Here is a 13,921-nt window from a genome sequence, read left to right as displayed (position 1 = left end):
AGACGACGTACTCGTCGTTCAGATTTCGGTTGTCATTGCCGTCGGCATCAGCGTGGATCTGCGCGATTCACGACGAGTGCCTTGATGATGAGGAGGTCACCAAATAGTCGCTAGTCAGTCGTTGTTTTGGGCTGATGGCGATGATCCGTGGCTTGTTCGAACGAGTAGCCGATCTCGAGGAGTGACGGTTCGTCGAACGGTTTGCCGAGGATTTCCATCCCGACTGGCAATCCATCAGCAGTGACCCCCGCTGGGACGGACATTGCACTGCACAGAGACTGGGAGGCAATGATCGTGTTTGTCGCGAAAGTCATCGTCTGATATTTCCCTTCACGAATTTCACTCTCCTTCGGTGGCACAACCTGGACATCCGGGAAGACGATCGCATCAAGGTCATGCTTAGCATACACATGCAAAATATCCATCTGAAATGCATGCTGGGCGGCAGCTCGCTGCCAATATTCTATGTCGTCGGAAATGTCGTCCGATCCCTCCTCAGCAAAGGCGATAAACAGATCAAGTACATCATGATATTGGCCATTCTCATACAGTTCAGTTACTGAATCGACCGGAGTATCACGGTCATCGAGAAAGTCGTTAATGTCACTCTTGGATTGGATCGTATACAACATAGTATCGTCGAGATACTCATCCAACTGTGGAATTTCCACCGGATCGACGAGGTTTGCTCCAGCATTCTGCATCGTCGTGAGCGCAGTCTCGATTACCCGATTGACTGGCCCAGCAGTGGAGTCGTCGTCATCGCCGAATTTACTTCGAAGTACCCCGATTCGGGTCCCGTTTAGCCCATCAACTAAGAGATGGTTTGTGTACGAATCATTGATCGTCTTGAATTCTGTTTTTCCACTTAGCTCGTCGTGTTCGTCGTAGCCCACGAGTACATCTAGCAATTTGGCCGTGTCCTGCACTGTTCGAGTCATCGGCCCGGCAGTATCCTGTTGCGATACTAATGGACTGATGCCGGATCGGCTGATCAATCCCGGCGTCACACGAAATCCGACGAGGTTGTCGAAGGAAGCTGGAAGACGAATCGACCCTCCACAATCTGTTCCAATACCGACTGTACCGAGATTCGCAGCGATGGCCGCCCCAGTCCCACTGCTTGATCCCCCGGGATCACGACTTAGTTCGTACGGGTTTTTCGTTCGACCACTTATTGATGAGAAGCCGAACCAAGACGTGGCCCAATCCGGCATATTGGTTTTCGCCAGAATGATCCCTCCCGCATTTCGCAACCGACGAACGACTTCTGCATCGTTTTCAGCGGTGTATCCTTCGAATGCAGACGAGCCGAACGTGGTGACCATCTCTGTTGTCTCGATATGATCCTTCACGAGAACAGGAATACCATGCAGTGGACCGATGAACTCACCAGTTTCTCCGAATTTCCGATCACACTCTTCGGCCCGGTCAATTGCCGCGTCGTTGATCGTTCTGATTGAGTTGATTTGAGGACCGTTACGATCATACGTTTCTATCCGCTGGATATAGTTCTCGACGAGATCGACACTAGTCAGATCACCTGATTCGAAAGCTCGATGAATCTGACTGATAGTTGCTTCTGCTATTGTGAAACCTTCGTGTGGCATACAATATCTGGATATCTTCCCCAAGGGCATAGCTGTTCCCACCCCTGCAAAAACAGAAACTGTAAAGTAAGATGGCCCCTCTTCAGCAGTCGACTATCTTCAGTAATTATCGCGATAATCATTATCCAGAGAATGACCTTCTACGATAGGAACGCCGAGCTCGAAGCGCTTGAACGAGCCCACGGCTCACCCGGTCACGGTTTGCACGTGGTCTATGGACGGCGACGGGTTGGAAATGCCGAATTACTCAAGCAATTTTGCGCTGACCGAGTTCACGTTTAGTTCCTTGCTTCGCAGGAGGCAGAACAGCGACAGCGTGAGAAGTTCGTTGAACAGATTGCCGATCATTTCGGGGTTCGCATGCCACGAATCGACCGGTGGGACGAGGCGTTTGGCTACCTCGGAGAGAAACTCGCGACGGAAACGCTCGTAGTCGTGATCAATGAGTTTCCGTATCTTGTCAACGAAAACGCCTCCCTCTCCTCGTACGTGCAGTCGTTCGTCGACGAGCGGCTGCAGGATACCGAATCGATGCTCGTGTTGTGTGGGTCCAGTATGAGTACCATGGAGTCCGAAGTTCTCGGACACGAAAGTCCGCTGTACGGTCGCCGGACGGGACAGATCGATCTTCAGCCGTTTTCCTTTCTGGAAGCTCGGGAAGCGATTCCGTACGCCTTTGAAAGGCAGCTCGATCGTACGCTATTACTGGTGGGGCACCAATGTATCTCACGCTGCTTGACTACACGAAACTACTTCGTGAGAACATCCAGACGCACGTCCTCTCACCGACGGCCGTTCTGTATAACGAACCGGAGTTTCTGTTGCACACCGAACTCCGAAATCCAGCCCGATATATGAGTATTCTCGAAGCAATCGCGATACCACGTCGCGACAACGCTCAAGGATATCTCTCAGGAAGCCGTCTAGGAAGCAGTTCGTCGCGGTGAGCTGACCCCTATGCCGAAATCGGCCGATGGTGGTACGACGAAAACGAAATCGACCTCGTCGGCCTCGCTCTGGACGACGACCGAATACTCTTCACCGAGTGTAAGTGGACAGCTGAATCGGTTGGATGCGCGCTCGTAGATGCACTCAGAGAGGATGCTGAACACGTTCGGTGGGGCCCAAACACGCGCGACGAGCGATTCGCCCCCATCTCGAAAAGTGGGTTCGTCGACGGTCTTGCGGATGATCTCGATGAAAATTGGTCGCTGTTCAGTGCGGTAGATATCGAGTCGTTGTTGTCTCCCGATACGAGCAACTAACGCCTGCTCTTTCACGCGGCTCACTTCCGAGATGGGTGCTTCGAAAAGCCACGACTACAAACACGAACTCGTACAACTCCCGACAGAACGTCTTGTTCCATCGCTCCCACCGACGATACAGAAGGTACTGAAGGCGCTATTGGTCACTGACAGCCTTCCCCACGGTCGTGGTTGTGCTTCCCAACATGCTTGTAGACTCTCACCGAGACGTTGTGCAAGAACTCTTTCGCTCATCGATTCTCACGATCGCCGACGGATCCGATGGTCTCGTGAGCCGATTCCGTGCCAGTCCGTTGTAAGTCGCCACGAAGCTGTTCGACAACTACCCCTGTTGGAAATTCACCCAACTTCGGGGAAGCCGTCGTCTACTCAACTCCATCGGTGACTCTGCATCGTCATTCGCGTGGTCTGGTGGTCCACGTCGTTTCTCCCCGTCGTTATTCGCATGTCCCGGCGGACCACGCTGCTTCTTTCCATCGTTGTTCGCATGCTCGGGTGGACCGGTACGCTTGCTCTCAAGCGGTCGAAATCCGAAAAGGAACGTCATCGGTTCCGGAGACACCTGATATTGCTGGAGCGTCGGTATTGGCGTTCCACCGACACCCGTCACAACGTGATCGAGATGTATCGTCGTAACCTCCTCTTTCTCCTCAAGTTCGTAGACGTGATCCGCCTCGGCGAGGTTTTGATATCGATTGATGTTGACGTGCATCTTCGGATGAGCAAAGGAGACCAACCCGACCCCATCGTCATTCGTGAGTGCCGCCCATCGAGTGTCCGCCTTATTACCGTTGTCTGAAGGGGGCTGGTAGGCAACGAACTGGTCGGCGACGCTGTCCTCGTAGACGTCAATCTCGGCCCCCCACTTTCGGTCGGGATATGTCTCGTGTGGGCCACGTCCGAACCACTCGAACTGATCAAGATCGTTAGGGATGTCCATTGCCACCCCGATTCGGGGCAGCCAGTGACTGATGCCGTCGACGAGCGCTTGGGTAGGCTCGATGTCAACACCTAAGAGAATGTCGCCACTTCCGAATACCTTGTATCGGTATTGGGTGTCAAAGCCGGCGTTGGTGCCTGACCCCAACACGGAGGTCTCGACTGCGATTCGGACCACTGAATCTTCCGTCCGGGTGAGATCGACCGACGCTACCTCGTGCTGGAGGTCGTCCAGTCCGAGGTTATACCACTCATCGGATTCCGCCGCACCCCATCCTTGGATCTCGTTTTGAATTGGAGCCCGGAAGAAATCGAGTTGAGGGCCGTCAGCCACGATCTCTGTACCGTCACAGATGGCCGAAACAAGCGTTCCCCGCTCTCTGCTGAAGATATACTCGAAGCCATCGCCTGAGACGCTGAACTGCCCGTCGTCTTCGCTCACCGAGAGTGCAGACATGTCTCTGGTTTCCACTGTCGAGGGCTCGGGAACCTCGAAGGGAATCTGTAGTTGGTCGAATGCAAGCTGATGACCGGCATCGGCCCACACCGTGTCCTCGGTCGTCTTGAAGCGAAGCGTTAGCCAGTACTCGACGCCCGGCTCGAGAGTTGGTTTTTCGAATGGTACGGTAACTTCCGTGCTCTCGCTGGGGGCGATGTTCGGCGCGAGCGTTCCACTTTCGACCACCTCCTCGCCGGCCTGTAGCTCCCACGTGGTATTTAGTGTGCTCAAGTTGGCGAAGTCGAGATGGTTGGTGATTCTGACGGTGCCATCGACGAGGTCCGAGCCAACCACGCCGACCGGCTGGTGGCTCTTTTTCAATTGTTCGAACTGTGGTTGGGGAGTTCGCTCCTCGAAGATAACGCCATTCAGACAGAACGGGTTACCGTCGTAGAATCGGTATGAAGCCGCTGGTGCGTCACTGCTGGTCAGTTCACGGTTGACCGCCTGGTCGACCCAGTCCCAGACGAACCCGCCCTGGAGGGGGTCGTACTCCTCGTAGCGTTCGAGTTCCGTGTTCCGCGTGGGTTGGGCGAAGTCCATCCAGAGGACAGCGCTGCTCGGCGGCGAGGTGTCGCTCGCCGCGCTCGCTACCTCCGAATTCGATAAGGCTCGGTCGTACACTCTTACCTGACTAATCGACGCGTCGGTGTATCGGTCCGCCTGGGCGTTATAGCCGATCGTGACCGGGTAACTGTAGTCCGTTGGCGCGAGGGTCGAGGCATTGTGCGGAGTCTCCCCGAGGAGTTCGCCGTCGACGAACAGTTTCAGCGTCGAGTCTGTCGCGACGCCGACGAGGTCGTGATAACCCTCACCCTCCGTCCAGCCCTCGGGCACCGGCACGTTGAGGACCTGATACCCGTCGTCATAGATGAAAAATTGGAGACTGGGTGTTGGATCGCCCGGGACGATCTTCAACGCGTACTGATTGTCCCCGCGCGTGATGTAGGGATCGTCGTCATCGGTGCCCTCGTCCTTGACGCGGGCCCACAGCGTGAACCCGGGTTCGGTGAAGTCGAGGCTGGAGTCGGTGCCAACGTCGACATAGCCGTCGTTCTCGAAGACGATCGCGCCGTCATTCTCGTCGACGATACGCGAGTCGCCGATGACCGTGCCGGTGTTGCCGGCGTCGGATTCGTCCGCGAAGACTGTCTTTGTGACCGTCTCGTGGTCGGGCTGTGCGTAGTCCCAGAAGTCGTGGAACAGACCACCGCTGTTGCCCATCGCATGGGCGTATTCGCCCATAATTATTGGTACGGACGAGCCAATCGCTCTGCTCCGCATCGCCCCCGGCGAGGGGTATCGTGGGCCGTCAATGGGAGCGAACGGCGCGATGCCCCCGTTGTTTGCCTGGTGATAGAGGAATCGGGTCGGATCGATAGTTGGCTCGAAGGGGTACTCTTCTAGTACGCTTCCGTCGTCGTCCTGGTCCTCGCCAGTCTTGAACTCCGCCATGTCGTAGTGGGCGTCGTGGAGACCGGCTTCGTTGCCCGTCGACCACGTGAAGATACATGGCCGGTTCTTGTCCCGTCCGATCATCCGTACGAAGCGCTCGACGGCCTGTTCGTCGCTGTTGTCGCTCTCTCCTAGGTAGTTCGTATTCCAGTGAGTTTCGACGTTCACCTCGTCTTGAACGTAGAGACCGTACTCGTCGGCGAGGTAGTAGATCGACGGGTCGTTTGGGTAGTGCGAACACCGGAAGGCATTGATGTTGGAGCGCTTCATCAACTCGAAATCCTCCCGGACTCGGTCGTGTGGGACGTACCGACCGTGATCGGGATCGGTCTCGTGTTTGTTCACGCCTCGGATGTCGACCGGCTGGCCGTTAACCCGGAACTGTGCGTCGCTGATCGAGTATTCCCGGAAGCCGACCTGCTCGAACACCGTCTCCGTGGTCGCGCCGTCGACCTCGTGCTCGAAGACGAGCGTATAGAGGGTCGGATCCTCGGCGGTCCACGTGTCCGGTCCCGCGACGGTAGTGTCCATCGAGAGTGCGGTACTCGTGGAACTGCCGATCGAGTCTGAAGTTTCGAGGGTGGTCACTTTCGAGCCATCACTATCGAATAGGTGGCCACGGATGGTATGGTTCCCCTGGCTTGACTCCGTATAGTTGGCAATCTCAGCGTCCACGGTCAGCGTGGCGTTCTCGTAGTTTTCGTCCAACTCCGTTCGGACAAACCAGTCACGGAGCCGGACCGTCGGCGTCGAGTATAGCGATACTGAGCGGAAGATCCCAGCGTACCGAAACATATCCTGGGTTTCCAAGGGTTCGGCGTCCGAGAAGCGATACACTTGGACGGTCACCTGATGGGACTCGCCCGGTGTGACGTGGTCGGTGATATCGAACTCACCGGTGGTCATCGACCCTTGGTCGTAGCCCACGTACTGACCGTCGATCCAGACGAAGTACGCCTGTTTGACCCCCTCAAAGCTCAGGAATGTCTTCCGACTGTCCCAGTCATCAGGAACGTCGAACTGGCGTCGGTATACCCCGACGGGGTTGTAGCTGTCTGGTACGTTCGGCGGGTCAGCACTTGCCCCATCGATATCCGTCCAGGTTAGGGGCGTGTTGACGTAGACGTACTCGTCGTAGCCCGCGAGGTGCCACGACAGGGGGACATCAATTGTGTCGAAAGACGTCCCAGAGTACTCCGTGGGAACGTCATTGGGAGATTCGAAAAACGCGAAATCCCACTCTCCATTGAGAAGTCGGTAGTACGGTGAATCGTCCAAGCGCGTCTCCAGTTCGTCAAAATGGGTGTTCGCGCTCCGGGCAGCCGACACTGAATCGAACGGAACCGCCGTCGGAGCATGTGCAGGCTCTTGGTTCTCGGCGTACACCCCTGGATTTTCGATGTATTCCGAGAGGTTAGAGACGCTTCCCGGTCCCCCATTCGAAGATGTTTTGGGTGCGCCAACGGCTGTCCCCGACGAGACAGCCCCGGCGAGACCGGCGAGACCGATCGCTTGTAGAAATTGCCGGCGAGATGGCGTGATCGCATGAGGTGTGATACTACCTGTGTTTGATGAGGGGTCTCGTTCTACCATCGTTACTGATCCAAATTTTCATTGAAGAAGGTGGTACAAAAATCATTCTGAAAGAAATAATACGTATATATACGTTAGGCTATTGAGGCTGAGTGAATGAAGTTACGCCCCAAGATACACCTCGCGGCACTCAGTATGATGAATCGATCAGGAATGGCGGCCATAAGATGTGGCGAATGTGGGTCGTCTCATGGTGATCTCCGCTCACCGACGTCAGTGCTCCCGCAAACAGCGAGCTTGACGCGAACACATTATTTTGAACCGTATCAAATTGAGCCAGTACAGAACAATTGGTTTGTCCGCTCTCTCTGAAAGAGCAACAGCAACAATAGCTGTACCCTCTACGCCGTTCTCTGAGTGCTGCTGTTTGAGAGAGATCGCGAATCCGATCATCGTGGGTGTTCAAAGCCCTATGAATATTCCGGGCTGCTGGCTGTCTCGAACGTAATATCGTACAACGCGAGTGCTACTGAACCACTATGCCAACACCACTGACCAATCCAGCCCGAAGGGCCGGCCGAAGCCCGGTTGCGCCAAACGTTCCTCCACGACCAGACCGCACAGACCTATCGCGAGCGCCACGCCGCTATCGATATCCGTGTGCTCGCAACTCTCGACCAATTCGGAAAGCAACTCTCATTGGGTATGATGGCGGAGCGATCGTATGTCGCGATCAGTCACCTCGCGTTTGTTTTCGGTATCAAATCCTCGTGAGGTGTGGCTCATCACGGTGGCCCACGCCGTCAACGAGTTCTATAGCGTCGCGCTTCCGCCGATCTTACCACTCTTGGTGAACGATTTCGCAATCACATACGGGGAGGCTGGATCGCTGCTAACCGTCTTTTTTGCCACCTACTCGATCTTCCAGCTACCAGCGGGCGTGCTTGCGGATCGGATCGGCCAGCGGTGGCTTCTCGCGGGCGGCATGATCGTCCTCGCGGCCGGTATCCTCGTCGCTGCGAGCGCACAGGGGTATTGGACCCTTGTTATTGCCGAGGTAATCGCCGGCATCGGTGGGAGCACCTATCACCCATCGGGGATGTCGATCATCAGTGACCTGGAGAGCGGTGCTACCGAGGGGAAAGCAATGGGCATTCACGGCCTCGGCGGGGTCGTCGGCACCGCCCTCGCCCCCGCGCTCGTCGGTGGTCTCGCAGCACTGTTCGACTGGCGACTTGCACTCACGGTCAGCGCGGGCGTCGGCGTCGTCTACGCGATGGTGTTTCTGGCTGTCTTCCGGCCTGAAAGTCGTTCGAATGGCACCGCCCGGGTCGAACCTGATGGCGGGACCGACGAGAGAGCCACTTCGCGGACGACCGAGGAATCCGGCGGACGGTTGGCCGGTCTCACCAGTCTGATCTCGGTGCCACTCGAACCGTGGGTCGCAGTGTTGTTTCTCGCCAATCTCGCGATCGCTACGGAACTCGGCGCGGTTCGGACGTTCGCGACATCGTTCCTTGTTGAGCAAGCGGGCACAACTGCCGGCGTCGCCAATGCGATTTTCTTCGTGCTACTTGTCGGCGCTGGTATCTCCTCGCTCGCCGCTGGCTCCCTTGCCGACAGTATGGATCGGCGGGCTCTGGGGTTCGGTGCGCTCGCGATCTCGACGGTTGCTTTGGCTGCGATCGCCATCGTTCCGCTGGTCCCGATCGTGCTGTTTGTGTGGTTTTTCTTCCTCGGCGTTGCGATGTGGGCTGCCCTACCCGCGATGAACGCGATTACGTCTCAGTATTCCGAACGCGGGTTCAGCGGGAGTCTCTTCGGCGTGATGTTGACAGCGGGATCGCTCGGCGGCGCGATCGGGCCCTTACTGTTCGGCGTCGCCGCCGAACAATTTGGCCTTGGTGCAGCGTTTCCGCTCGTCGCAATCATCAGCGCCGGCGGCGCTGTTGCCTTCCTCGGTATGTATCGGATCTGAACGATACACCGGATTACATTCGATCGAAAATCGATCAACCGTCAATGCGGCGATATCTATCACTGAGAACTGATTAGTTGAATCTCCTCCCTGCACGCGCCTTCGGCGCTCGCTGAGGAAGGGGGATTGGCGCCCTACAATTCAGCTAAAGCCGGAACCATCACGTTCCATGGCTGCGCCACAGCGAATGTTTTCCTCTATCATATTAATTCTGGGGAGAAAGAATAAGATAATGGCGTAATGGGGATATAGCTTCATCATCTACCCTCTGTGTATGACTATTTCATCACACAGGGTGGACACGTCGGTCGTCGAAAATCTGCGTCCGATTCTCGATGAAGCGGCTGGAGGAGTACTTGCGGTCAACCTTGATGAGAAGGCAACCAACGGACTCGTTGAGCTACTCTTCGAGATAGATGATCCACCGTACGTCAGCTTGCTCGCGGGAGAACACGTACTGAAATGGCTGCGCGACGATTTCGTGCTGGCGAGCGCAGCGGCGGAGTTAATCGAAGCCGAGACGCTCGCAATACGGGCAACCACTGAGTACTTGGAGAACCCACTGGTGGTAACGAAGGAGATGGTCGTCTCGCTGCTCACACCGGATGACGAGCACAGCGCGGCACTGGTGACCAACGACCAAGAGTTCGTCGAAGCCGCGGGCGAGCGCTGGCAGAGTGCATGGGACAGTGGCGAGGAATTCAATCTGCGGACGCCAGCTCGCTCGCGTGTGCTGGACTCGCTTGGTGAGGAGTTCGGCTCGGCGGCAGAATCGGATTTCCGAACCGTACTAGACACACTCGGGAGTACACGCGATGAGAGCGTTCTAAACGAAGTGGGAGTGAGCTTGCTGGTGGCGGCTAGACACAAGGAGTTGCTCTACGATCTCTCGAAGTGGGGCGAAGATACGGGTGTTGCGAGCAAGGCGACGTTCTCCCGAGGAAAAACTCACCTTGAAGAACAGGGACTTCTCGATACCGAGAAAGTGCCGATTGATGTTGGACGGCCACGATTACGTCTGATACTGACTAACGAGCGCCTGCGTGAGGCGGACATCGAGGAAGTGCCGAGCGTGGTGCGGGAGATGCTTGCGGCAGCTCCGGCCTAACCCAGGGGATCAAGTGGCTCTTCGATACCGAGCAAACGGTGGTTGACAGGCCTACGGCGAAGCTTACGCATTTCTCCTTTCTCTATTCACGGCTTCGTTTCGACCGTCGTTGGAACCCCGACGCTGTTTGAAGAAGACACCCCATACTGTATTCTGGTAGATATACAAGGAATAAGTACGAATCGATGAGAATACGGTTGTATGACGGATCTGATCGTTAAATCGGCAATCAAAGACCAACTTACAGACCAGAACGTCTCGGCGGACTTCTACGATGCACTCGATAGCGAAGTCGCGGACTTGCTTGAAAAGGCTGCACGACGAGCAAACGACAACGACCGCAAGACCGTTCAGCCCCGCGATCTCTGAATCGGGCCGAGTAGCAGACCTTGTTCGGTATCGATATATTTTAGTCTTTGAATAACCATTTCTGAGATATGTACGATCTGACTGGCTTCCAGCGCGACCTGCTGTACGTCGCTGCTGGACAGGACGAACCGCATGGATTGGCACTCAAAGACGAACTCGGACAGTACTACGAGGGCGAGATCCACCACGGACGGCTCTACCCGAATCTCGATACGCTCGTCGAGAAAGGTCTCCTCGAAAAAGGCCAGATCGACCGGCGGACGAATTACTATCAGGTAACTCAGCGTGGCCAGCGAGAAATCGAGGCCCGCCGCGAGTGGGAAGATCAATATGTCGCTGCCGAGGCTTGATACTATGAATGGTGTTTCGGTCCGTCGGACACACGCCCTTGCTGTCTCACTCTCACCGAACACTAGCGATAGAGGAGGAGAGGACGTCTAATGGTCGATATCCCAGATCGGTTGGAATATCTATTCACAGCCACGATCGAAAAGGATGACGACTCATACCATATCGAGGTGCCACAGGACGCACTCGATATGGGAACGGTTTCGGCCGGCGAGACCTATCGAACGGTCATTCTCGGAAATTCTCAGCTTAGCGAGAGCCAAAGCCAGCAGAAGCAACCGTCCGCAGAGTCGACACTGACACCACCGGTCAATACGGGCGACGTCCGTGAGGTAACCATCGAAACGCTGGGCGATCAGGGCGATGGAATAGCGAAAATCGAGCGTGGCTACGTACTGATCGTCCCCGGAGCGCGTCCCGACGACGAGGTGACCGTCGAAGTCACCGATGTGCGCGAGAATTTCGCATTCACGACCGTCTACGAGGACGCAGACCGAGCCGGGATTTGAGGACCCACAATCGGATGATCACGCGATCAAAAGCCATCGGACGTTGGATTCGATATTTGCTACTCGAACCGATGCTTTTGTATCTAACCCTACTGGTACGTGTTATTAACAATGATCGTTGCGGCGATGACGACTGCGCTGGGACTCCTTCTGGTTGGAGTTATCACACAATTATTCGGCTATCGGCTAGGTGGAACGATTGGGATTCCGATGCTCGCAGTCTATACCCTGAAAAACGTGTTCATGCTCCCGATATTTATCGTCAGTACAATCATCGCGTACGCCGGACTCTATCTTGCCAAACACAGGACGCTGATCTATGGTCGCGATGAACTCCTGGTCGCGATGGGAATCGGTAGCGGTGTTCCACTGGTAATTTTCGTAGTTCTAGGTGAGTATCTCCCCCGGCCGCTACGATTCGTGCTATTCATCGGAAGTATTCTGCCTGGACTGGCGGCGTTCAACTACCACCAGCTCAAACCCGAGTACCGCAAGTGGGACCTGATTACGGCGATTTTGCTATTTTCTGGCCTGTTCGGTCTTGGGTGGTTGCTGATCGATCCTCGATTTACCTCCACACTCAGTACACTCACCCCGCCGGCGCTCTACGCTGAAACCGCCGACGTGGCCGTCTGGAAGAACGCTGCCGTGCCCACAGAACTCGAACCGATCATCCTCACCCGACCACGGGCAGTTGCGCTCTTCTTGGTTGGATTCCTGATCACCGAACGCGTGCGCGACCGATATGGGCTCCGGATCGGGCTGATCTCGGTCGCATTGCTTGCGATCTATGCGCTCTCTAGCAAGTGGCTGCTCGTGCTCTATGCGGTGACGCTGGCGCTTGGCTTTGTTTTCCTCTGGACAATCCATCACGTTACTTTGCTGTACGGTCGGGTGCTCATCTCGATCACGACCGCGTTCACGCTATTGGTCGCGCTCCCTCTGGTGGCCCTCTTACCGATCACGCGCGGCCTGTCGGCGTATTTCGTAGTGATCCTCGCCGGCATCAACGCCTACAACTGGCACACTGCACCAAACTCAAAGCGCAAACTGTTCGTGCCGATACAGTTCGGTACGTTCACTCTGTTGCTCGTGCTCGCGCGCTCGACGGGTCGGATCCTCCCACGGGGGATTCCACAGGAGTTCGGTCTTCTCCAGATCGGTCTTGGCGCGCTCGTGGTGGCAGTCTGTCTCGGGGTTGTGGAGTACTACACCGTCGATCAACCCTCTCGTGAACGGGTGTTCGAGGCGTCAATTCTCTCGGGAGGCTCCGGGGATGATTGAGCAGGGCTCCTTCGAAGTGGTGCGCACCGACGAGGGGTGGTTCTGGCGGCTTTACGATGCCGAGGTGTGCTTGGGTGTGGGACCGCACCGATACGAGACCGCGAGAGCCGCCCGGGAGGCGGTGGATCACGTACGCGACGCGGCCGCCGTCTTCGAGGGCTATGACGAGTTCGAGTACACCGAGGGATCCTCAGCTCCCCTCCAAGCGTGGGCCGATGTTCGGAGTCATCCCGAGTCGGATATCTTCGAGTGGTCGCTGGAGTACGATGGCGAATCCGTGGCCGTTCCCTTCGTCACGTACACAACCCGCGAGCACGCAATCGAGTCGATCGAGCGGTTTTGTGAACTGGCTGCCGGTGCGATTCCGGTCTATCTTACGGGAGCCGAGGCGGAAGTCGAGTACGAGCACGATCCTTTCGAAGTCGGGACATCTGCCATTCGAGGGGCGTTGGGGACGCTTCTCTCACGTGGCCGTGCTCACCGTCGGTCCATTCGGAACATCGACACCAAGATCGTGGTCTCGGGGATCAGGGGCAAATCCTCGACGGTACGCCGTCTCGATGACGTCTTTAATCGTCGAGGTTACGACACGCTGACCAAGATCACGGGTAATCACCCCGTACTGATCCGCAACGGCGATGTGATCCCGATCGATCGGACCGGCCACTACACCACCCTCTACGAGAATATCAATGTTCTCCGAGAGTTCGGCTCACAACTCGAATCGTATGCTTTATTGAAAATGCGGTACGGGAGTACGATCATAGCGTCTCGGCGAGCTTCTTGATGTTGTTGAGCGCGAACATGAGAACGATTTCACGAAATTGACGATACCAGAATCGCGAACGCAGGGCGGAGTCCTGCGTTCGCTTGACCGTCGAATAGGACGTCTCGGACATCCATCGCTGGGTGTAGCCTTTTGCTCGGATGAGCGCGTTGTTCGCAACAGCCATCGATCTCGATCCTTGTGGATGAACTAGTTACTCAACTTCTAACGCACCCATTTCGTATTTGTTTTTCCCAG

The 13,921-nt window shown here is 56.0% G+C and carries 9 protein-coding genes and 3 pseudogenes; 8 read left to right on the top strand and 4 right to left on the bottom strand.

Going from position 1 to position 13,921, the window contains the following annotated elements; genetic code table 11:
• Positions 1-110: 110 nt before the first annotated feature.
• Complete coding sequence (locus ACP97_RS14340; RefSeq protein WP_049998679.1) at positions 111-1,610, bottom strand: amidase; 1,500 nt, start codon at positions 1,608-1,610, stop codon at positions 111-113.
• Positions 1,611-1,742: 132 nt separating this feature from the next.
• Here ACP97_RS14340 and ACP97_RS21145 point away from each other — a divergent pair.
• Positions 1,743-2,875, top strand: a pseudogene (locus ACP97_RS21145) (ATP-binding protein).
• Between the two features lie 322 nt (positions 2,876-3,197).
• On the opposite strand, the gene ACP97_RS14325 reads toward ACP97_RS21145, so the two are convergent.
• Positions 3,198-7,046, bottom strand: coding sequence for a beta-galactosidase small subunit-related protein (locus ACP97_RS14325; protein ID WP_237561172.1), 3,849 nt, complete (start codon positions 7,044-7,046; stop codon positions 3,198-3,200).
• Between the two features lie 192 nt (positions 7,047-7,238).
• Positions 7,239-7,361: pseudogene (locus tag ACP97_RS21280) on the bottom strand (twin-arginine translocation signal domain-containing protein); the annotation flags it as partial.
• Positions 7,362-8,025: 664 nt separating this feature from the next.
• Here ACP97_RS21280 and ACP97_RS14320 point away from each other — a divergent pair.
• The 7 genes from ACP97_RS14320 to ACP97_RS20495 all read left to right on the top strand — a co-directional run bounded on the left by ACP97_RS14320 (position 8,026) and on the right by ACP97_RS20495 (position 13,684).
• On the top strand, positions 8,026-9,279 hold the full coding sequence (locus tag ACP97_RS14320; RefSeq protein WP_049998534.1) for an MFS transporter: 1,254 nt from the start codon (positions 8,026-8,028) through the stop codon (positions 9,277-9,279).
• Positions 9,280-9,553: 274 nt separating this feature from the next.
• Entirely contained in the window at positions 9,554-10,387 is an 834-nt protein-coding gene (gene tbsP, locus ACP97_RS14315; RefSeq protein WP_049998533.1) for a transcriptional regulator TbsP, read from the top strand.
• 201 nt (positions 10,388-10,588) lie between these two features.
• The gene (locus ACP97_RS14310) at positions 10,589-10,756 is read left to right on the top strand and encodes a DUF1931 family protein (protein WP_049998532.1); all 168 of its coding nucleotides are present in this window, start codon (positions 10,589-10,591) and stop codon (positions 10,754-10,756) included.
• A 68-nt stretch (positions 10,757-10,824) separates the two neighbouring features.
• Positions 10,825-11,106, top strand: coding sequence for a PadR family transcriptional regulator (locus tag ACP97_RS14305; protein WP_049998531.1), 282 nt, complete (start codon positions 10,825-10,827; stop codon positions 11,104-11,106).
• Positions 11,107-11,196: 90 nt separating this feature from the next.
• A complete protein-coding gene (locus tag ACP97_RS14300; protein WP_049998530.1) occupies positions 11,197-11,613 on the top strand; it encodes a TRAM domain-containing protein in 417 nt (138 codons plus the stop codon).
• Positions 11,614-11,724: 111 nt separating this feature from the next.
• Positions 11,725-12,897, top strand: a complete 1,173-nt coding sequence (locus tag ACP97_RS14295) for a poly-gamma-glutamate biosynthesis protein PgsC/CapC (protein WP_049998529.1) — start codon at positions 11,725-11,727, stop codon at positions 12,895-12,897.
• Positions 12,890-13,684 (top strand): hypothetical protein, encoded by a 795-nt coding sequence (locus tag ACP97_RS20495; protein ID WP_049998528.1) that lies wholly within the window; start codon positions 12,890-12,892, stop codon positions 13,682-13,684. Before ACP97_RS14295 ends, ACP97_RS20495 begins: the two co-directional genes overlap by 8 nt.
• Here the strand turns inward: ACP97_RS20495 and ACP97_RS14285 are convergent.
• Positions 13,659-13,921: pseudogene (locus ACP97_RS14285) on the bottom strand (IS5/IS1182 family transposase); the annotation flags it as partial. The gene ACP97_RS20495 and the pseudogene ACP97_RS14285 overlap by 26 nt on opposite strands.

It is taken from the genome of Halococcus sediminicola, assembly GCF_000755245.1.
Classification (GTDB): Archaea; Halobacteriota; Halobacteria; order Halobacteriales; family Halococcaceae; genus Halococcus; species Halococcus sediminicola.
Note: the sequence above shows the minus strand (reverse complement) of the source record. Positions and strands in the feature narration are given on the sequence as shown.